Source organism: Marinovum algicola, from assembly GCF_900109145.1.
GTDB classification, from domain to species: domain Bacteria; phylum Pseudomonadota; class Alphaproteobacteria; order Rhodobacterales; family Rhodobacteraceae; genus Marinovum; species Marinovum algicola.
Map to the genome: position 1 here is coordinate 1 of NZ_FNYY01000015.1, position 20,774 is coordinate 20,774.

20 protein-coding genes are annotated in these 20,774 nt (G+C 65.1%); 16 read left to right on the forward strand and 4 right to left on the reverse strand.

Going from position 1 to position 20,774, the window contains the following annotated elements:
• Positions 1-281: transposase family protein (locus BMW90_RS27290; RefSeq protein ID WP_170850581.1), on the reverse strand; the 281-nt coding region annotated here is incomplete at its 3' end.
• 26 nt (positions 282-307) lie between these two features.
• Positions 308-814, reverse strand: a complete 507-nt coding sequence (locus tag BMW90_RS17900; protein WP_244526545.1) for a L,D-transpeptidase — start codon at positions 812-814, stop codon at positions 308-310.
• Positions 815-1,023: 209 nt separating this feature from the next.
• Between BMW90_RS17900 and BMW90_RS17905 the strand changes: the two genes are divergently transcribed.
• Entirely contained in the window at positions 1,024-2,409 is a 1,386-nt protein-coding gene (locus tag BMW90_RS17905; RefSeq protein ID WP_074837745.1) for a hypothetical protein, read from the forward strand.
• A gap of 19 nt (positions 2,410-2,428) precedes the next feature.
• Here the strand turns inward: BMW90_RS17905 and BMW90_RS17910 are convergent, their stop codons facing one another.
• Positions 2,429-3,139, reverse strand: a complete 711-nt coding sequence (locus tag BMW90_RS17910; RefSeq protein WP_074837746.1) for a DnaA N-terminal domain-containing protein — start codon at positions 3,137-3,139, stop codon at positions 2,429-2,431.
• Positions 3,140-3,508: 369 nt separating this feature from the next.
• Between BMW90_RS17910 and BMW90_RS17915 the strand changes: the two genes are divergently transcribed.
• Positions 3,509-4,819 (forward strand): AAA family ATPase, encoded by a 1,311-nt coding sequence (locus tag BMW90_RS17915; protein WP_139211457.1) that lies wholly within the window; start codon positions 3,509-3,511, stop codon positions 4,817-4,819.
• Positions 4,816-5,844: a ParB/RepB/Spo0J family partition protein gene (locus BMW90_RS17920; protein ID WP_074837747.1), complete on the forward strand. Its 1,029-nt coding sequence runs from the start codon at positions 4,816-4,818 to the stop codon at positions 5,842-5,844. Before BMW90_RS17915 ends, BMW90_RS17920 begins: the two co-directional genes overlap by 4 nt.
• A 34-nt stretch (positions 5,845-5,878) precedes the next feature.
• Here BMW90_RS17920 and BMW90_RS17925 read toward each other — a convergent pair whose 3' ends face one another.
• Complete coding sequence (locus BMW90_RS17925; RefSeq protein WP_074837748.1) at positions 5,879-6,850, reverse strand: LysR family transcriptional regulator; 972 nt, start codon at positions 6,848-6,850, stop codon at positions 5,879-5,881.
• 139 nt (positions 6,851-6,989) lie between these two features.
• Here BMW90_RS17925 and BMW90_RS17930 point away from each other — a divergent pair, with 139 nt between their 5' ends.
• The 13 genes from BMW90_RS17930 to BMW90_RS17990 all read left to right on the forward strand — a co-directional run bounded on the left by BMW90_RS17930 (position 6,990) and on the right by BMW90_RS17990 (position 20,761).
• Positions 6,990-8,009 (forward strand): TRAP transporter substrate-binding protein, encoded by a 1,020-nt coding sequence (locus BMW90_RS17930; protein WP_074837749.1) that lies wholly within the window; start codon positions 6,990-6,992, stop codon positions 8,007-8,009.
• A gap of 79 nt (positions 8,010-8,088) precedes the next feature.
• Positions 8,089-8,631 carry a TRAP transporter small permease gene (locus tag BMW90_RS17935; RefSeq protein ID WP_048535734.1) on the forward strand — a complete coding sequence of 181 codons (543 nt, stop codon included), beginning with the start codon at positions 8,089-8,091 and terminating at the stop codon, positions 8,629-8,631.
• A gap of 3 nt (positions 8,632-8,634) precedes the next feature.
• Positions 8,635-9,975, forward strand: a complete 1,341-nt coding sequence (locus tag BMW90_RS17940) for a TRAP transporter large permease (RefSeq protein ID WP_048535736.1) — start codon at positions 8,635-8,637, stop codon at positions 9,973-9,975.
• Positions 9,976-9,989: 14 nt separating this feature from the next.
• Complete coding sequence (locus BMW90_RS17945) at positions 9,990-10,499, forward strand: universal stress protein (RefSeq protein ID WP_074837750.1); 510 nt, start codon at positions 9,990-9,992, stop codon at positions 10,497-10,499.
• An 11-nt stretch (positions 10,500-10,510) separates the two neighbouring features.
• Positions 10,511-10,909, forward strand: a complete 399-nt coding sequence (locus tag BMW90_RS17950; RefSeq protein ID WP_048535739.1) for a nuclear transport factor 2 family protein — start codon at positions 10,511-10,513, stop codon at positions 10,907-10,909.
• Positions 10,910-10,948: 39 nt separating this feature from the next.
• On the forward strand, positions 10,949-12,346 hold the full coding sequence (locus tag BMW90_RS17955; protein WP_074837751.1) for an NAD(P)/FAD-dependent oxidoreductase: 1,398 nt from the start codon (positions 10,949-10,951) through the stop codon (positions 12,344-12,346).
• 27 nt (positions 12,347-12,373) lie between these two features.
• Positions 12,374-14,164, forward strand: a complete 1,791-nt coding sequence (gene xsc / locus BMW90_RS17960; RefSeq protein ID WP_074837752.1) for a sulfoacetaldehyde acetyltransferase — start codon at positions 12,374-12,376, stop codon at positions 14,162-14,164.
• Positions 14,165-14,221: 57 nt separating this feature from the next.
• A complete protein-coding gene (locus BMW90_RS17965) occupies positions 14,222-15,253 on the forward strand; it encodes a YeiH family protein (RefSeq protein ID WP_053083424.1) in 1,032 nt (343 codons plus the stop codon).
• Positions 15,254-15,264: 11 nt separating this feature from the next.
• A complete protein-coding gene (gene pta, locus BMW90_RS17970) occupies positions 15,265-16,290 on the forward strand; it encodes a phosphate acetyltransferase (RefSeq protein ID WP_074837753.1) in 1,026 nt (341 codons plus the stop codon).
• A complete protein-coding gene (locus BMW90_RS17975; RefSeq protein ID WP_074837754.1) occupies positions 16,287-16,643 on the forward strand; it encodes a cupin domain-containing protein in 357 nt (118 codons plus the stop codon). Before pta ends, BMW90_RS17975 begins: the two co-directional genes overlap by 4 nt.
• 128 nt (positions 16,644-16,771) lie before the next feature.
• Positions 16,772-17,854 (forward strand): GntR family transcriptional regulator, encoded by a 1,083-nt coding sequence (locus tag BMW90_RS17980; protein WP_074837755.1) that lies wholly within the window; start codon positions 16,772-16,774, stop codon positions 17,852-17,854.
• Positions 17,855-17,924: 70 nt separating this feature from the next.
• Positions 17,925-19,217: a Gfo/Idh/MocA family protein gene (locus tag BMW90_RS17985; RefSeq protein ID WP_074837756.1), complete on the forward strand. Its 1,293-nt coding sequence runs from the start codon at positions 17,925-17,927 to the stop codon at positions 19,215-19,217.
• Positions 19,214-20,761 carry a CehA/McbA family metallohydrolase domain-containing protein gene (locus BMW90_RS17990; RefSeq protein ID WP_074837757.1) on the forward strand — a complete coding sequence of 516 codons (1,548 nt, stop codon included), beginning with the start codon at positions 19,214-19,216 and terminating at the stop codon, positions 20,759-20,761. Before BMW90_RS17985 ends, BMW90_RS17990 begins: the two co-directional genes overlap by 4 nt.
• Positions 20,762-20,774: the final 13 nt, after the last annotated feature.

The window sequence follows — 20,774 nt, forward strand, 5'->3', positions numbered from 1 at the left end:
ATCGAGGGAATATGGTCTGAAAACGTCCGGCGAGGGCAAGCGGAAGCCAAGCATCGCCAGCGGCAAACCTGGAGTGCCAATGTGACCCCGTCTCCATGTGCGGGAAAATCCTGCAGCCGCCGATACCGCCATCCATGACGTCGTCGAGAATGCAAACCACAGTCGGGGCAGATGCCTCTTGGTGTCAGAATGCCGGATACAAGCCACCCGCCGGTATCACTACGCTCAACGCTTTGAATCGAAACATCGCTCCCGGGCGACCAGTGCTTCTTTGAAATCACGACTACCCCTCCTGAATTTTCCAGTCTCAGGATAGTTGCGCCACACAGATTGAGGCAGAACCCGTGTCGGGATCGTTGGTGCCATGGATGCGCAGAAAGGTGTCGCCGCGCTCCGGCGTGAACAGATAGAGCGCGCGGGCGCCCAGAGGATTGTCGATCCCGCCGGGCATGCCGTCTTTGTACTTGGCGTATTTCTCCGGCTCACGGTCGATCATGCCGGGGGTCGGCGTCCAGCTCGGCCATTCCTTCTTGGCCCCGACATAGAATTCGCCCGATTCGTAGAGCCCGGGCCGGCCCACGCCGACGATGTAGCGCATCGCGTCGCCGCCGGGCAGCGTCCAGTAGAGCGCGAATTCGATCGGGTTGACGTGAATCTCGCCGGGGGCAAATCCCGGACCCATGCGCACCAGACGCGGCAACATGGCCTCCGGCAACTCATGATCCTTGACCTCGGCTTCATGCGCCTTGGCCACTCCGGGCAGCGACATTGCCGCCAGCCCCATCCCGGTTTTCAAAAGTTCGCGTCGGTTCATAGCTGTGCCTCTCGTCCGTAGTCTGCGCGCAATTTCGCGCCTTGTCTCGGGCTCAACCACTTGTATAGGCCCTGGTTCCGATCACATGAGATCACATCCCTGCGCGAGCGGTCCGGCCAAAACCCGCCGCGCTCTCTGGACCTTGGCGGCGCGGCTTCGTAACAGTTGGGCGACGCGGCGCGGCCCGCGCAGCCAATCCCGGAGCCCGCATGACACCGAACTCCCCCCTCGACCGGGCCGCCGCCGTCCTGCTGGCGCTGCTCGTGCTGCTGACCGGGCTGGTCGAATGGCGGGTGCCCGCAGCCGAAGCACCGCGTGCCCTGGTGGCGGCCGCGGTGGTGGTCCTGCTGGCACCGCGCATCCGCGCCTCGCGGCTGGCCTTCGTGGCGGTCGGGCTGGGGCTGACGCTCTGGACCGGTGCCGTTTCGGACGATTGGGCGGCGGTGCTGGCCCGGGGCCTTGCCTCGGCCGGATTCATCGGCGCCTTCTTCTGCGCGCTGGCGACCCTGCGCAGCATTGCCCAGAGCTCGCCGGCGATTGCCGACGCCGGGCGTTACCTGGCCTCGCAGCCGCCGGGCCGGCGCTATCTGGCGCTGAGCCTCGGCGGCCACATGTTCGCACTGCTGCTGAGCTATGGCGCGATCGCGCTGCTTGGCGGGCTGGCCACCTCTGCGGCCGCGGCAGACAGCGACCCGGTGATCCGGGGCCACCGCAGGCGGCGCATGCTGCTGGCGATCCAGCGCGGCTTTGTCTCGACGCTGCCCTGGTCGCCGCTGGCGTTTTCCATGGCGATCACCACCGTGCTGATCCCCGGCGCAAGCTGGCGCGATGCAGCCCTGCCCGGCATGGTCTCGGCGCTGATCCTCGCCGGGCTCGGCTGGGCGCTGGACACGCTGCTGAAGCCGCGGCTGGCCGTCCGCCCCCCACCCCGCCCCATCGAGGGCTCGTTCCGCCGGCTGACGCCGCTCTTTGTGCTGCTGGCGCTGCTCGGGGTGTCGGTCGGCGGGCTGCACCTGCTGACCGAGGTGCGTATCGTCGGTGTGGTGCTTCTCGTGGTGCCGCTGATCTCGCTGGTCTGGGCGCTGTTGCAATATCGCGGCGCTATCGCCGCCCCGGCGCGGCAATTCCTCTTTACCGACCTCCCCGGCTATCGCGGAGAGATCGTGTTGCTGATGATGGCCGGCTATATCGGCACGCTCGGCGCGCCGCTGCTGGCGCCGATCATGGCCGGGCTGGGGCTTGACCTGGGGGTGATGCCGCCCTGGCTGCTGCTGGTCTCTCTGGTGTGGATCGTTCCGTTGCTGGGCCAGCTTGGAATGAACCCGATCCTCGGGGTCACCCTGATTGCGCCGCTTATCCCCGAGGCCGCGAGCCTGGGTGTCACCCCGGCGGCGCTGGTCACCGCGATTGTCGCCGGTTGGGCCATTGGCGGCATCTGTTCGCCCTTTACCGCCACCACCATCCTGACCGGCAGCTTCGGCGGTGTCAGCCCGCTGCATGTCGGCCTGCGCTGGAACGGGCTCTTCGTGATCACCCTCGGGCTGGCGCTGAGCCTCTGGACGCTGCTCTATGCTTTCGTGCTGGCCCCGGCCTGACGCGCGGCATCCCACGGTGTCAGGCGCAGATCTCGATCCGCCTGAGATCGGGGAATTCCATCTGCGCGGTGCCCAGGAGCAGCCGCTGATGATGGGTCTGAACATACCGCGCCTGAAACTGCGACGGCGCCCGAAGCGTCAGCACGCCGGCCTCGCAGGCCCCGGGTGTAAGCGCGGCGAACCAGCTTCGGTGCAATGCCGGTTCGAGCTGCGCCAGCCGCGCCAGCGTTCGCGCCCAGGGACCGCCCTGCCCGGCGGGTGGATCGATCTGCTGCGGTGGGTCCGCCAGCTGGGCCGCCGCGAAATCGACCTGTGTCACCGTGGGCGCTGCGGGTGGCGGCGCCTGCTGCGCCATGCGGTCGGCGTAGTCCGGGCCGACCCGATCCCAGACCGGCGCACTCAGCCGGTGGATCTCGGCGATGTTGAGCCGGTAGGCGGCCACCCTGCCCCGCACCCCCGGCCGAAGCTGAAGCAGGATCGACGCCGCTGTCAGCCGCTTGATCTCGCGTTTCACCGTCCGTTCGTCGACCGACCAGAGCCGCGCCATTTCGCGTTGCCCGACGGTTAGCTCGTTGCGGCCCCAGTTGTAGCGTGCCGTCACCAACGCCACCAACCGCAGCATCGAGGTCTGAAACCCGGGAGAGCCGCTCAACCCCGCCACCGACAGCGCAGTCAGAAGATCGTACTTCTGTGACCCCGCCTGTGGCCCGGTATACCGCTTTGCATCCATATCTGCCCACTCTTTGCCTCCGGGATCGTCTCTCTGTCCGATTCCCGTTCTGGTGTTGAGTGTTCACTAATCCCGTTTTTTGTCAACAACGAGTTAAATACGGGAACGCTCTCTGAAATCCTGAAAATAAAGAAATAGAAGGTATATTGGTATAGGGGGACACTCAGTTGTCACCCTATTGCCCACTGTCTGTCACCCTATATCCTGCGATTGGCATCACGGTGTCACCCAATTCGTTGCAGGTTCTCCACAAATTTCCCGTTTTTCCCGGCGCTTCCGGCAAAAATCGCGATTTCGGGATTTCTGCGTTTTGCGCTTCGGTAAAATCCGGTTATTCAGGCTTCAATAGCATAAAACGCGAGTGAGGTCATGCGAGATCATTCCAACCTGCAATCGATGAACGAACGAAGCCTTGCGCAACAGGCGGCGGTCCGCAAGGCGACCTTCTCTCCGGGCGAAGAGAAAATCCTGCGTCCGTTCTCGATCTGGGAAATCAGCCAGTTCATGTTCAACGTGCCTGCCGATACCTTGCGCAAGAAGCTGGCCGACGACCCGTCGCTGCCGCAGGGCGCCACCGAAGAGGACGGCCGGCAGCGCTGGTTCTCGCTGGCCGAGATCAACGAGCTGCGCCGCCGCATCCGGTTTCGCGGCAAGACCCTGCTGCCCAAACGCCCCGGCGGCCGGGCGATGCGGGTCGCGGTGTCGAACTTCAAGGGCGGTGTCGGCAAGACGGTGGTGGCGCAGCACCTGGCCAATGCCGCCGCGCTCGACGGCTACCGCGTGCTGGTGGTCGATTTCGATCCGCAGGCGACCCTGACCCATTCCATGGGGCTGGTCGAGGTCAAGGAATGGAACACCGTCTGGGGCATCATGTGCCGCGATCTCTGCCGCGAGGCCGACCGCATTGCCGCCGCCTATGACGACCCCGCCGATTGCCCCTACCCCACCGCCGACGAGCTGCCGGAGGATGTGCAATCGATCGGCGCCCAACGGGTGCAGGATTTCATCCAGAAAACCGCCTGGCCCACCATCGACATCATTCCCTCTTGCGCCAATGCCGCTTTTGTCGAATTTGCCAGCGCGCAATATCGCTCGATGCACAAGGCCTGGAGCTTCTTTGGCTGCGTCGCGCGATATCTGGACGAGTTGCCGGACGACCAATTCGATCTGATCATCTTCGATTGCCCGCCCGCCATCGGCTATCAGTCGCTGAACGCCGCCTTTGCCGCCGATATCCTCTATATCCCCTCCGGCCCCGGCTATTGGGAATATGACAGCACCACCAGCTTTCTGGGCCAGCTCGGCGATGCGCTCGAGGATATTTCGGAGGGGTATGCCAGGATCGCCCAGGACGCCGGTATCACTCTGCCCAAGCAGTTCGATGACATCCGGCTGCTGATGACCCGTTTCGAGGCGTCGAACCCGTTGCATGTCGCGATGATGGAGGCGTTCCGCAATGTCTTTGGCGCCGACGTCTGCAACAACGCCATCGAGATGACCCGCGCGGTCGAGCAATCGGGGCGCTTTCAGATGTCGGTCTACGAACAGGATTATCGCCAGATGACGCGCGAGACATGGAAGCGCGCGCGCCAGTCGTTCGATGCCACCTATGACGAGTTCAAGGAGGTGGTGTTGCGCGCCTGGGAGCGGCGCGAGGCAAAAGAGGAGGTTGAGGCATGAGCAAGAACAAATTCGGTTTCGGCCCGATCGAGACGCCGGACACCCCCAAGCGCAAACGCGAGGTTGGCCCGATGGGGGCCGCAGTGCGCGAAGCGGCCGGATCGCTGGCCGAAAGCACCGAGAGCCTGGTCGAGCAGCGCCGGCAGAATGCGTCCGACGCCAAGGAATGGCGCCGGGCGCAGGGCGAGGGCCGGGTGCTTGTCGAGATCGCGCTCGGTGATATCCAGACCGACGCCCTGCCGCGCGACAGGCTCGATCTCGACGCGGTGGCTGCCTCGGACGAGATGGAGGAACTCAAGACCTCGATCCGCGAACGCGGCCAGAAGGAGCCGATCGAGGTCTTTGCCGTCGCCGGCGGCTATCAGCTCAAGAAAGGCTGGCGACGGCTGACCGCGCTGCGACAGCTTTACAAGGAAACCGCCGACGACCGCTTTGCCCATGCGGTGGCGCGGGTCGATGACGGCGCGGTGAACCGCATCGATCTCTATATCGACATGGTCGAGGAAAACGTCATTCGCGAAGACCTGACCTTTGCCGAGATGGCGCAGGTGGCGATCATCGCGGCGCGCGAGGAGGGGCAGGCGGCCGCCGATCTGGTCAGCCGGATCTATGCTTCGCTGCACAAGATGAAGCGCAGCTATATCCGCAGCTTCGTCTTTCTGCTGGACGAGCTGGACACGGCGCTGAAATTCCCCAAGGCGGTGGCGCGCAATCTGGGGGTCGAGGTGGCGCGGCGGTTGCAGGGGGCGCCCGATCTGGCGCCGGCCCTGCGTGCGGATCTGGCAGAGGCGGAGACCGCTGAAGAGCAGACCGCCATCCTGCGCCGCTTTGCCGATGGCACCGCCCAGACGCCGCGCAAGCCGCAGGCGGAGAAAAGCGTGAAGTACGAATTTCACGTCGGCAGCACCAAGGTGACCGCCCGCAAGGGCGAATGCCGCATCCTGTCAGAGGTCGATTTCTCGTCGGTCGATCGCAAGCGGCTGCAACATGCGATCGAGGCTTTCGAGGCCGCGCTGAACCGGTAACCCGCGGGTTACCACAGCGACCGTAACCCATGGGTTACCCGCAACGCCCGCCCACATCGGCGGGCGTTCTGCTTTGCGGGGCAGGGGATCCGGCGGGATAGGTTTCGCGCAGCACATCGAGGAACACCCGGGTCAGCCGGTTCGGCTCGGGTGCGCGGCGGGTGGCGGCGGCAAAGGAGGTGCGATAGTGAATCTGGTCTGGCAGCACCCGGCGCATCTTGTCCTGCTGCTCGAATTGCTCGGCCATATGGGCCGGGATGAAGCCGACGTATTGGCCCGACAGCACAAGCATCGCCAGCATCATCTCGTTCTGCACCACGGCCCGGGACCGCATGTTCAGTGATTGCCCGACCTGGAGGTTGGGCGAGTTGAACGAGATACCGGCATATCGCGCGCCACGCACCGTTTCCAGATCGAGCGCCTCGGGTGCGTCAAAGAACGGGTGACCGCGGCCGCAATAGAGGTACATGTCCTCGCCATGCACCGGCATGTAATCGAGGCCGGGCAGGGGGCGGTGACGGGCGATGATGCCGATATCGAGCTGTCCCTCCTGAAGCCGTGCCTCGATAATGTTGGGCGGCAACATCGACAGGTCGAGATCGACATCCGGCGCACGGTCCGAAAACAGCCGCAGCGCATGGCTCAGCCGCGCCTCGGGGTTGGAAATGCTCTGATCGAAGGCGGCGATGCGCAGTGTGCCGACCAGTTTTTGCCGCACCTCGTTCATCCGGGTGCGAAAGTCGCGCACCGATTCCAGAAGCGCATCGGTGGCCGTCAGAACCTGCGCGCCTTCGTCGGTCAAGAAAAACCCGGCGGGCCCTCGGTTGCACAGTCGAAAGCCAAGTCGTGTTTCCAGGTCGGACAGGTGTTTCGAAATCGTCGAGCGGCCGGTGTTTAGCTCGGATTCGGCGGCCGAGATGCCGCCGCATTCCGCCACCGTCTTGAAAATCCGCAACAGTTTCAGGTCGGCATTGCCGATCTGCGGGATGAGCATCTGTCGGGCCATGGCAATGTTTCCGATTTATGAAACCATACTTTCAATCTGGCACATTTTTGCACGCATTGAAACGCCCTATACCGGCCCCATCGTGCTTTGGGATAACGAACCCCGAGGCGGGAAATTTTAACTGCCTCGGGAGGATGGCATGACTTTCATTGGAAAACTGGCGCGTTTCGGCACGGCGGTCTCGCTGGCGGCGCTGATCGCGGCGGCTCCGGCCTCGGCCAAGAATTTCAAGATCGCGGTCGGCGATGGCGCCGGCGGCACCCAGGAAGCGCTTGGCAAGGCCTTCGTCGCCGCGCTCGTGGAAAATACCGGCGGCGCTCATACCGGCACGCTGTTTCTCAACGGCCAGCTTGGCTCCGAGCAAGACACCGTCAATGACGCCGCCATGGGCCTGCTGGATTTCTCGATCCTCGCGATCAACAACGTCACGCCGTTTTCGCCCAGCGTCGGCGTGCTGACCCTGCCCTACATGATGCTGAGCCTCGAGGATGCCGAAACCCTGACCCAGGGCCCGATCGGCCAGGAGCTGGTGGAAAACACCCTGCGTGACAGTGGCGTGCGCATCCTCGGCTGGGCCTATTCCGGCTTTCGCGTCCTTACCAACTCGAAGAAACCCGTGACCACCGTCGCCGATCTTCAGGACCTGGTGGTGCGCGTGCCGAAAAACGAGATCATGATCGCCACCTACAAGGCCTGGGGTGTGAACCCGACGCCGATGGCCTGGTCCGAGACGTTCGCCGGCCTGCAAACTGGCGTGGTGGACGGTCAGGACAACCCCTATATCACTGTTTACTCAATGAAATTCGACGAGGTTCAGAGCCACGTCACCAATCTGCGCTACCTGTTCTCGATCGAGCCGCTGATCGTGTCGGAAGCGGTGTTCCAGGGCTTGTCGGAAGAGGAACAACAGGCCGTTCTGGACGCGGGGCAGGCGGCCACCGAATTTTCGGCCCAGTATCTGCGCGAGCAGGAAGAGCAGATCAAGAACGTGCTGGTCGAGCGCGGCATGCAGATCTCCGACCCCGCGGACGGCGAGCAGGAATTCATCGATCTCGCCACCAGCGAAGTCTGGCCGCAGTTCTATGATTCGATCGGCGGTGTCGAAAAGCTGAACGAGGCGCTGGCCGCCATCGGCCGCGATCCGGTCGCCACCAACTAACCCGGTTCCCCTCCCCAAACCGGCCGACCGGACGGGGAAGCGCAGACCCGCGCTTCCCCGAACAGGACAGGAGTGCCCCATGCTGGCCCGCATCTTCAACAATCTCGAAAGCCTCATCTGCCGCACGCTGCTCAGCGGCTTCGTGCTGCTGCTCTTCGTTCAGATCGTGGCGCGCGAGGTGTTTGGCTATTCCTTCTCGTGGATCGAGGAACTCAGCGTCTACATGTTCGTCTGGTTCGTGTTCTTCGGTGCCAGTTACGCGGCGCTGAAGGGCGCACACAACCGCGTCACGTTTCAGTTCCGATTCCTGCCGCGCCGCCACGTGAAATGGATCGAGGCCTTTGCCGATCTGTTCTGGGTGGCCTTCAATGTCACCTTCATCTGGCTGTCCTACGACTTTGTCTTCAACAAGATGAACAAGTTCTGGAAAAGCCAGACCCTCGGGATCGAGATGAAATGGGTCTATGTGGTGCTGCCCGTGGCCTTCACCCTGATGACGATCCGCATCCTTCAGGTGAATTACATCAAGCTGGTGCGCGGTGACGACGTGTCCGACCCCGACCAGATCGACCTCGACGCCATCCAGGCCGAAACCCCCGCAACCCGCGTGCAGGAGGCCTGAGCGATGGAAACCGAAATCACCACCCTGCTGTTCGGCTCGTTCCTGCTGCTTCTGATCATCGGCGCGCCAATCACCGTGGCGCTTGGCGTCTCGTCGCTGGTCTCCTTCGTCGTGCTGGGCGACAACCCGATCAAATTCGTGCAGATCGCCTTTACTTCGGTCGGGTCGTTCCCGCTGATGGCGCTGCCCGCCTTCATTCTGGCCGGCGCGCTGATGGAGGCCGCCGGCATCTCGAAGCGGCTGATCAATGTCGCCGAGAGCTTTGCCGGGCCGTTCACCGGCGGCATTTCCGCCGCCACCGTCATGGCCTGCCTGTTCTTTGGCGCGATCTCGGGCTCGGGCCCGGCAACCACCGCCGCCGTGGGCATGCTGATGATCCCGGCGATGATCCGTCGCGGCTATGACAAGGGCTATGCATCCGCTGTCACCGCCTCGTCCGGGGGCCTTGGCATCGTCATTCCGCCGTCGATCCCGATGGTGATCTTCGGCATCGCCGCCCTTGGCATGGTGCCGCCGCCCGAGGCCGTGGCCGAACATGGCACCTTTCAGTCGGTGTCGATCTCCAAGCTCTTCATCGCGGGTTTCGTGCCGGCCTTCCTGATCGCCTCGTCGCTGCTCTTGATGAACTTCCTGCTGGCCCGCAAGCGTGGCTATTCCGGCAATGCCGAAGGCTGGTCGATGCAGACCATCACCACCCAGCTTTACAAGGGCTTCTGGTCGCTGATGGCGCCGCTGGTGATCCTGGGCGGCATCTACACCGGCTTTTTCACCCCGACCGAGGCCGCCATCGTCGCCATCGCCTATACGCTCTTTGTCGGCGTCGTGATCTATCGCGAGCTGACCTGGAAATCCCTGTTCCAGTCACTGGAAGCCACCACCTGGCTCACCGGTCGGGTGCTGCTGATCCTCTTCACCGCCACCGTCTTTGGCCGGCTGCTGGTGGAAAACCAGATCCCTGCGATGATCGCCGAGTCGATGCTCGATCTCACCTCGAACATCTATGTCATCTGGGCGCTGATCATCTTCTTCCTTCTCTTCGTCGGCATGTTCATGGAGACGCTGGCCACGATCCTGATCCTGGTGCCGGTGATGCTGCCGGTGGCCTACAGCGTCGGCATCGACCCGATCCACTTCGGCGTGGTCATGGTCTGCGCGCTCGGCATCGGCTTCCAGACCCCGCCGCTGGGCGAAAACCTCTTCATCGCCTCGGGCATCTCGAACATCTCGATCGAGGAAATCTCGCTCCGGGCGCTGCCCTTCGCCGCGATCAACACGATCACCATCTTCATCATCGCCTTCGTGCCAGAGCTGTCCCTGTGGCTGCCGCGGCTCCTGGGCTACTGAGCGGGGCAGGGGACATGACACCAAGCGTTACCCACATCCTCTTTGCCACCAACCTGTCGCGCAATTCGACCTATGCGCTGCGCCACACCGCCAGCCTGGCGCAGGCCACCGGGGCAAAGATCCACGTACTGCACGTCAACGAGCCGGTCTCGGAAGACGCCCGCATCACCTTCGAGCTTTTCGTTGTGAACGAGGACAGCCGGACATCCGCCACCCGGGCGCGGCATGAAATGGTGCGCAAGCTGCTGGCCGAGCGCCAGGCGCGCTTCTGGGCGGCGCTGGAGGACAAAGACCGCAAGGTCCGCGATCAGGTGACCAGCGTCGAGGTGACCGATGGCTATCCGGCCGAGGTGATCTTGCGCCGCGCCCGCGAGCTTGGCTGCGACCTGATCGTCATGGGCACCCATGACCACGGGCTGTCGCACAGCTTCCTCGGCACCGTCGCCAAGCGGGTGCTGCGCCGATCCGACATTCCCACGCTGATCATCCCCTATCGGGATGACGCCGACACACCCGCCAAATGAAAGGACATGACATGACTACCACGCTTGAGAAAACCCTGACCGCCGATGATCTGGCCGCCACCTTCGACGCCTTCAACCGTCACGACATCGATGGCGTGATGACCCATTTCGCCGAGGATTGCGTGTTCTACACCGTTGGCGGCGACGAGAAATTCGGCGCCAGGGTGGACGGGGCCGAGGCCATTGCCAAGGCGTTCTCCGGGGTCTGGGCCGGCATGACCGATGCGCATTGGGATCACCATTCGCATTTCGTGCACGGCGATCGTGCGGTGTCGGAATGGACCTTCTCGGGCACCGACGCGAACGGCATGCGGATCGAGGCCGAGGGCGCCGATCTCTTCACCCTGCGCGACGGCAAGATCGTCGTGAAACAGGCGCTTCGCAAATCCCGCCCGGCCTTCAAGGCCTGATCCCAGCTTTCCCCGCTCACTCTCAGGAGGTTGTTCCAGATGCCCGACGGTTCGATCCCTCTCTGCTGGCCCAAGGCCAGCTACGATCCGAAGTATGATCCCATTGTCGACGCGGGGCCGGGCCACAACCGGGACTTCGCGCCGACCTACTGGGTCGGCACCGCCGGCCCGGCGCCAGAGGACGACGGCCCGATCACCGCCGATTGCGAGGCTGATGTCGTGGTGATCGGCTCGGGCTATACCGGCCTGTCGACCGCGATCCACCTGGCCAAGGATCACGGCTTGCAACCCCTGGTGCTCGAGGCCAATTCGGTGGCCTGGGGCTGCTCCACCCGCAATGGCGGTCAGGCGCAGATCTCCTCGGGCCGGCTCAAGCGGTCGCAGTGGATCAAGCGCTGGGGCGTCGATGTGGCGCGCGCCATGCACGACGAGGTGACTGAGGCCTTCCGGCTTTTCGAGGACCTGATCGCCAGCGAGGAGATCGATTGCGATCCGCAGCCCGGCGGCCATTACTACATTGCCCACCGCGACAAGGTGATGGCCGGGCTTCGCCGCGAATGCGAGGTGCTGAACCAGACCTTCGGCTACGGCGCGAAAATCCTCTCGCGCGAGGAACTGCACGCGGAACATGTCAAGGATCAGGAAGCCGCCGGCGCGCTCTGGGAGCCGGATGGCACCTGCATCCACGCCGCCAAGCTGGCCTTTGGCTATGTCCGCATGGCCCGGCGTCTGGGCGCGCGCATCCACACTGCGAGCCCGGTGATGGGCTGGCGGGAGCAGGGCGGCTGGCACTACCTGCGCACGCCGGGTGGCACGGTCAAGACCAGGACCGTCGCCGTCGCCACGGCCGGCTATACTCCGGTCGGCCTGCACAAGCGCACCAAGCATCGGCTGATGCCGATCCTGTCGAACTCGATGGTGACGCGGGTGCTGACGCCTTCCGAGCTCGAGGCCTGCGGCATACAGGTGACCTCGCCGCTGACCGACACGCGGACCCTGCGCCACTACTACCGTCTGCTGCCCGACAACCGGATGCAGATCGGCTCGCGCAGCGCCGTCACCGGGCGCGATGCCGAGAACGACAAGCATCTGGCGCTGCTGCGGCGCGGGCTGGCACGCAAGTTCCCGGCGCTCGAAGGCATCGGCCTGGATTATTCCTGGTGGGGCTGGGTCGATGTCAGCCACGACATGATGCCCCGGATCTGCCAGCCGGATCGGGAGTCGCGGATTTTCTATGCCATGGGCTATGGCGGCAACGGGGTGATGTATTCCGCCCAAGCCGGCCGCCGCATGGCGCAGCAGATCGCCGGCGAAAAGACCCCCGTTCTGCCGATCTTCAATTCGCCGCTGCCCTCGCACGGGCTGCTCACACCGTTCCGCAGGTTGGGCCAGCGCATGGCCTACGGCTGGTACTACCTCAAGGACGAAATCATCTAACGCCCCCGGTTCAAAAGGAGAATTCCCATGAAAATGACCACCGAAGAAGCCTTCGTCAAGGTTCTGCAACGCCACGGCATCCGCCACGCCTTTGGCATCATCGGCTCGGCCATGATGCCGATCTCGGATCTCTTCCCCAAGGCCAAGATCACCTTCTGGGACTGCGCGCATGAAGGCAGCGCCGGCATGATGGCCGATGGCTACACCCGCGCCACCGGCGAAATGTCGATGATGATCGCCCAGAACGGGCCGGGCATCACCAACTTCGTCACCGCCGTGAAAACCGCCTATTGGAACCACACCCCGCTGCTGCTGGTGACGCCGCAGGCGGCCAACAAGACCATCGGCCAGGGCGGCTTCCAGGAAGTCGAACAGATGAAACTGTTCGAGGATATGGTCGCCTATCAGGAAGAGGTGCGTGACCCGTCGCGCGTCGCCGAGGTGCTGACCCGGGTGATCGCCCAGGCCAAGCGGCTCTCGGGCCCGGCGCAGCTCAACATTCCGCGCGACATGTGGACCCAGGTGATCGACATCGACCTGCCCGACCCGATCGAGTTCGAAGCCTCGCCGGGCGGCGAGACCTCGATCGAGAAGGCGGCGGAGCTGATCTCCAACGCGAAGAACCCGGTGATCCTGAACGGTGCCGGCGTCGTCCTGTCCAATGGCGGTATCACCGCGTCGAAGGATCTGGCCGAACGTCTGACCGCGCCGGTCTGCGTCGGCTATCAGCACAATGACGCCTTCCCGGGCCCGCATCCGCTGTTTGCCGGTCCGCTGGGCTACAACGGTTCCAAGGCGGGCATGGAGCTGATCGCCCAGGCCGATGTGGTGCTCTGCCTCGGCACGCGGCTCAACCCGTTCTCGACCCTGCCGGGCTATGGCATGGATTACTGGCCCAAGGACGCCAAGATCATCCAGGTCGACATCAACCCCGACCGCATCGGCCTGACCAAGAAGGTCTCGGTCGGCATTGTCGGGGACGCTGCCAAGGTCGCCAACGGAATCCTGTCGCGGCTCTCCGACGCCGCCGGCGACGACGGCCGCGAAGAGCGCAAGAACCGCATCGCCGAAACCAAGTCGCGGTGGGCGCAGCAGCTCTCCTCCATGGACCACGAGCAGGACGATCCCGGCACCACCTGGAACGAGCGTGCGCGGGAAGCCAAGCCCGACTGGATGTCCCCCCGCATGGCTTGGCGGGCGATCTCGGCCGCGCTGCCGAAAGAGGCGATCATCTCGTCCGACATCGGCAACAACTGCGCCATCGGCAACGCCTACCCGGATTTCGAGGCGGGCCGCAAATACCTGGCGCCCGGTCTCTTCGGCCCCTGTGGCTATGGTCTGCCGGCGATTGTCGGCGCCAAGATCGGCCAGCCGGACACCCCGGTGGTGGGTTTTGCCGGTGACGGCGCCTTTGGCATCGCGGTGAACGAACTGACCGCCATCGGCCGGGGCGAATGGCCGCCGATCACCCAGATCGTGTTCCGCAACTACCAGTGGGGCGCGGAAAAGCGCAACTCGACGCTCTGGTTCGACGACAACTTCGTCGGCACCGAGCTCGACACCCAGGTGAGCTATGCCGGCATCGCCAATGCCTGCGGGCTCAAGGGCGTCGTGGCGCGCACCATGGAAGAGCTGACCGAGGCGCTGAACACCGCGATCAAGGATCAGATGGAGAACGGCGTGACCACGCTGATCGAAGCGATGATCAACCAGGAACTGGGCGATCCCTTCCGCCGCGATGCGATGAAGAAACCGGTGCAGGTCGCCGGGATCGATGGCGCCGACATGGCCGCCCCGGTGCGCCTGGCCGCCGAGTAACCCCCTCTCTCCCGGCCTTCAGGGGCCGGGAGACCCCATTCCCTGACGAGGATCGCCATGCAGACGGCACTTGCCCCCCGCTCCGCCCTTTTCGCCCTGCGCGAGATCGTGCAACCCAAGCTGCACGGCTTTCTTGTTGCGGCGGTCATCGCTGCCGCGGCGCAATTCCTCTCGGACCACTATGGCGCGCCGGCGATGCTGATGGCGCTGCTGCTGGGCATTGCCTTTCACTTCCTGGCCGAAGACGGCCCCTGCAAGCCGGGCATCGAATTCACCGCCCGCTCGGTGCTGCGCTTCGGCGTGGCGCTGCTGGGGGTGCGGATCTCGGCCGAGCTGATGGTGGGGCTGGGCGCAGAGCTGATCGGGCTGGTAATCGCCGGGGTGGTGCTGACCATCCTCTTCGGCCTCGCCGCCGCGCGGCTTCTGGGCCGGGGCTGGCGCTTTGGCGTGCTGACCGGCGGCTCGGTGGCGATCTGCGGCGCCTCGGCCGCCATGGCGATCTCGGCCGTGCTGCCCAAGAACGAACATTCCGAACGCAATCTGATCTTCACCGTGCTCTCGGTCACCGTGCTGTCGACCGTGGCGATGATCCTCTATCCGATCCTGGCGCGGACCTTCGAATTCTCTGACGAGGTGGCCGGCGTCTTCCTGGGCGGGACCATCCACGACGTGGCCCAGGTGGTTGGCGCGGGCTTCTCGGTCTCGAACGAGACTGGCGAGGTCGCCACCCTGGTCAAGCTGATCCGGGTCGCGATGCTGGCGCCGGTGGTGCTGGTGATCTCGATCCTGGTGCGCCGCCATGCCAACGGCGCCGACGCCGGCAAGCGCCCGCCGCTGCTGCCGGTCTTTGTGGTCGGCTTCCTGTTCTTTGCCACACTGAATTCCTTCGGGCTGATCCCGTCCCAGATCTCCGACGCGATGTCGGATCTGTCCCGCTGGGCGCTGCTGATCTCGATCGCCGCCGTCGGCATGAAGACCTCGCTGAAGCGTATCCTCGATGTCGGCGGACAGGCGATCTTCATGATCGTGGCGGAAACTCTCTTTATCGCCGCGCTGGTCATTGCCGGCGTGATGTTGCTGGGCCACTGAGGAGCCATGTCATGAAACCGCTCGAAATGCTGCTGGCCAATGCCGCCCGCTCGAACCGCCGCATCGTGCTCAGCGAGGGTGCCGATCCCCGCGTCATCCAGGCGGCCTGCGCCGCCCGCGACAGGCAGATCGCCAGGCCCATTCTGGTGGGCCCCGAAGCCGCGATGCGCGCCGGATTTGCCGCGGCGGGCCTCTCCGCCGAGGGCATTGCGCTGCACGATCCCGAAACCTCTCCGCTGTCCGACGATCTGGCGGCGCTGTTTCACGCCCGCCGGAAGCACAAGGGCGTCACGCCCGAGGCCGCCCGCGCGGCGGTGAACAATGCCCATGTCTTTGCCGCCGCGCTGGTGGCCTCGGGGCAGGCCGACGGCACCATCGGCGGCGCCGTCGCCACCACCGCCGAGATCGTGCGCACCGCGATCCAGGTGATCGGGCCGAAACCCGGCACGCCGCTGGTGTCGAGCTTTTTCCTGATGCTGTTCTGTGCCGAACAACACGCCAAGAAAGGCGCTCATATCTTTGCCGACAGCGGCCTGGTGATCGATCCCGACGCCGAGGAAATGGCGATCATCGCGCGTTCTGCCGCCGAAAGCTTTCGCACGCTGACCGCCGAGGTGCCGCGAGTTGCCATGCTGTCGTTCTCGACCCGGGGCAGCGCCGCGCATGACTCGGTCTCCAAGGTGGTGCAGGCCACGGCGCTGGCACGGGCCGCCGATCCGACGCTGCTGATCGATGGCGAATTGCAGTTCGACGCCGCCTTCGTGCCCGATGTCGCCGCCGCCAAGGCCAAGGATTCGCCGCTGGGCGGCAATGCCAACGTCTTTGTCTTTCCCAACCTCGAAAGCGGCAACATCGCCTACAAGATCGCCCAGCGTCTGGGCGGTGCGGTGGCCATCGGCCCGGTGCTTCAAGGTCTGGCCAAACCGGCCAACGATCTGTCGCGCGGCTGTTCCTCCGAGGACATCCTGCACATGATCGCCGTCACCGCCGCCCAGGCCGATGCCGCCTGCCTTGCCGAACCGGAGCCTGCCCTATGAGCCATGTCATCAACCTGTCGACCGCCGCCGCCGACACCTCCGAACGCCGCCTCGCCGACGAGCCCGGCCGTGTCTCCGATGGCGATCCGCACCAGCAGATCGGATTGCACTATGACGGGGCAGGGGGGCGGCTGAAGGCCGGAAGCTGGGTCTCGACTCCGGGGCGCTGGCAGGCTTTCACCGGCCGCGACGAATATTGCTACATCCTGCGCGGCCGCTGTGCGCTGATCCACGAGGACGGCCACAGGCAGGAGTTCGGCCCCGGCGACAGCTTCCTGATTCCCAACGGCTTTCGCGGTCATTGGGAAGTGCTGGAGACCTGCGAGAAGCATTTCGTCATCTTCCAGGAGTGATCCGCCCCGGCTTGGAGCCCGGCGGCATTGCCTGTAGCCTGTCCTGACACGATCACCATCACTCAGGGCGCCGAATACCCCGTGGTTCCGACCTCATACACAGTTTCCATCCGCCCGGTCCGCCTGCCGTGACCGAGGCGACGCAGGATCGGCTCGCCAGCTGGATCACGGCCGAGATCGACCGGTGCGGTCCCGGCGCGCGGCTGCCGACAATGCGCGAGCTCATGCGCCGGTTCCGCACCTCGCAGCGGGTGGTCGAACGTGCGCTGGCGCCTTTCATCGCGACCGGACAGCTCGAGGTGCGGCGCGGGCTGGGGATCGTCATCCGCGACCCGGTTCCTTCCGCACCGGCGCATGAGGCCGACATCCTGCTGCTCTACAAGGTCTCGGACAGCCGGCTGGCCCGGACCCTGATCCTCGAGATCGAAAAGCGGATGAAGGCGGCCGGCATCTCGATCCTGCTTCTGGGGTTCACCGACGAGGCGCAGGCGCTTTCGATTCTGTCGCGGATCGGGCGGTTCCGGGTGTGCCTGCTACAGACCCATTTCGAGACGCTGCCTCTGCCATTTCTGTCGCGGATCACCGAGATCGCGGGTTCTGTGGTGTTCGACGGCATCTCGGCCACCGGGCTTCGGATGGATGCGATCGGCACAAACTGGCGCGAGGCCTTCGCGCTGGCCTGGCGCAACCTGCGCGCTGCGGGGCATGAGCGCATCGGCTTTCTCACCTCGGCGCATTCGGCCCGGCCGATCGCCATGGCGCGGCGGGAATATCAGCGCCTGAGCGACGCCGCGGGGCAGGGGGCAGGCTGGCTGATCGAGCTCGATGCGCTGCCGGGCTCCTTCCCGGGCGCCGACATCTCGACCTCGATCGCAGGGTTGCGCGGCGATGACGGCGCGCTGAGCGTGACCGGGCTGATCACCTGGGGCGTGGTCGAGGGCTATCTGCTCGATCGCGCGCTTTGGGAAAACGGCATCGTGCCGGGGCGCGATCTTTCGGTGATGATGTTGGGCAGCGTGGATTTCCCGTCGGAGCACTTGAACCGGTTCGACACCGTCGGCAATGCCGACGCCGAAAAGATCGACACCTTCGAGCGGGTGCTGCGCGACCGGCTCACGCCCGACGGGCCGCCGCCCGAGGTGCATTACCTGCCGATCCACACGGCCAGGTTCGGCAGCGTCGACGACCTGACAGTTGATGTCACCGGGTGAGTATAACCCTGGATGTGGCATGAGTTATACTCATTTAACCTGATCCCGAATCGAGCATTCGGGAGCGCCCATGCCACAGAGTTCCGCACATCCGACGGCCAGCTATACGCCCGGATCGGGCCAACGCAGCATCGGCGTCGCGGTGATCGGCGCGGGCGAACGCGGCATCTATTACGTCGGCAGCCGGATGGCGGAACTGGCGCGCGAGACCGGGTTTCGCATCGTCGCGGTGCATGACCGGCTGCCCGAGCGGGCACAGATGGCGGCCCGGCATCTCAATGCGATCTATGCCAGCCAGGGCCTCGGCCCTCTGGCCCGCCCCGCCGTCAGCCTGGCCGAAGCGGTGTCCGATCCGCAGGTCGACCTTGTCATCGTCACCACCCATACAAACGCCCATCTCGAACCGGTGCGCGTGGCGGCGGCGGCGGGCAAGCGCATCTATCTCGACAAGCCGATTTCCGTCAGTCTCGCGGATGCCCGCGGGATCGTCGCGATCGAGGCCGAGAGCGGCCAACCGATCATGATGGGCTTTACCCGCCGCTACGAGCGGCCCTGGATCGAAGCCATCGGCCTGGCCCGCACCGAGGCGATCGCCGAACCCCGCATGGTGCTGTTGCGTTCGGTCATTCCCTACAGCCGTTATCTGCAACTCTGGCACCGCGAGGATGCAGCCTCGGGCGGGGCGATCAATGACAAGGGCTCGCATCATTTCGACGTGCTGAACTGGATCGCGGGCTGCGAGCCGGTTTCGGTCACCGCGACCGGCGGGCGCACGACGATCTTTGCCCCAGATCCGACGGCACCGGCGCGTTGTTCCGAATGCGACCGCGACTGCCCTTACCGCCGCCACGAGACGTTGATCGACAAGGCCGAGGGCGTCGGCCGGGTTCCCAACGACAGCTGGCTGACCGCCGAGGCCGCGCAGGACCGCAACGACAATTGTGTCTATCTCCCCGGCGCCGACATCGACGACCACGCCGTCGTCACCGTGCGCTTTACGAGCGGGCTGGTGGCCACGCTGTTCTTCACCATCTTCGGCCCCTATTCCGAAGACCAGGAAACGCTTGAGATCATCGGCGCCAACGGCCGGTTGCGGATGGAGCGGCATTCCGGCCAGATCGACCTGGTGAGTGCCCATGGCAAGAACCGCGAGATCATCGAGGCCGGAGCGGCGGACAGGTCGAGCTCGCATTTTGGTGCCGATCTGGAACTGGTTCGCGCCATGCGCCGGTTCATGGACGGAGAGCTGCCACCGGCCGGCGTGCGCGACGGGCTCGTCTCGCTCGAGCTGGTCGCCGCGGCCAAGCGGAGTCTGGCCGCGCAGGGCCGCCCGGTCGATCCCAGAACCCAGGAGTTCCTATGAGCCGCGCCTATCTGCCCCCGGCCGACCTGCCGCTTGCCCGCCGCCTGGGCGTGGCGCCGCGTTTCGGCGACATCCACAACCATTGCGACCTGTCCTATGGTCATGGCCGCTTTGCCGATGCGCTGGCGCGGGCGGCGTTGCAGCTTGATTTCGTGTCGATAACCGGCCATGCCCATTGGCCGGACATGCCGGTCGATGACCCGGCGGTCGCGCATATCGTCAATTTCCACGTCGAGGGCTTTGCCCGGCTGCGCGACGGCTGGCGCGCCCATTTCGAGGTGTTGGCGGCGGCAGAGACCGAGGCGTTCACGGTTTTTCCGGGATATGAAATCCATGGATCCGAGCACGGCGATTATACCATCGTGTACCGCGATCTCGCGCCCGCGCCGCTCTGGTTCGCCGACAGCCCGCCCGAGCTGCATGCCCTGCTGGACCGCGAGATGCCGGGGCGCGCGTTTGCCTTCCCGCATCACATCGGCTATCGCCGGGGCGCGCGGGGGATCAACTGGGACAGCTTCGAAGAGCGGCTGTCGCCGGTGGTGGAGATGAACTCCATGCACGGCTGCGCCGAAACTTCCGAAACCCCACGCAGCTACCTGCATTCCATGGGGCCTGTGGATGGCCATTCGACGATGCAGTGGGGGCTGGCGCAGGGCCATGTCTTTGGCGTTGTCGGCAATACCGATCATCACAGCGCCTTTCCCGGGTCCTACGGCCACGGGCGCATGGCGGTGTTTGCCGATCATGCCGGTCGGGCAGGTCTCTGGGACGCGATCATGGCGCGTCGGACCGTGGCATTGACCGGCGACAATATCCACCTGCTGAGCGCGGTGGGCGATGTAATGACCGGCGGCGTGATGGCACCCGCCAAGGCGGCGCAGCTCGACATCGAGGCGGTCGCCGGCGGCGAGATCGACGTGATCGACGTGATCCGTAACGGCCGGCTGCACGCCCGCCTCTCGCCGGCGCTGGACCCGGCGCCGCTGACCGGGGCGGGCGAGACGATCCTCTATCTCGAGCTGGGTTGGGGCGCGCGCGGATCGGCGCATCGCTGGACCGGCGAGATCCGCGTCGAGGGTGGCGAGATACTCGCGCTGGAACCGCGCTTTCGCGGCCAGGAGGTCGTGTCGCCGCTGGAAGGCGAGGATGCGGACCACGCGTTGCCCGAGGCGCAGCTGGCGGGCGGAATTGCTCGCTTTGCCGTGACCGCCGAGGCCAATCCGAACAATTCCACCGCCGCCACCCAGGGTCTGGCCCTGCGGCTGCGGCTGGCGCCCGGCGCGCGGATCCTCGCCGACCTTTGCGACCAGCGCATCGATATTGATGCCGCGCGGCTGTGCGACGGCGCGCTTGCCGGCAATCTCGGGCCGATCGACAGCCCGGCCTACCGCTTTCATCCGCTGCCGGCACCGTCACGCTGGCAATGGGCGGGCGCGGTGCCGCTCGGCCCGGTCGAAGACGGGGAAAACATTTACGTCCGGCTGCGCCAGTCGGACGGGCAGATGGCATGGGGCTCTCCCATCTTCTGCCGAAAAGGCGCGTAAACATCACCAGGGA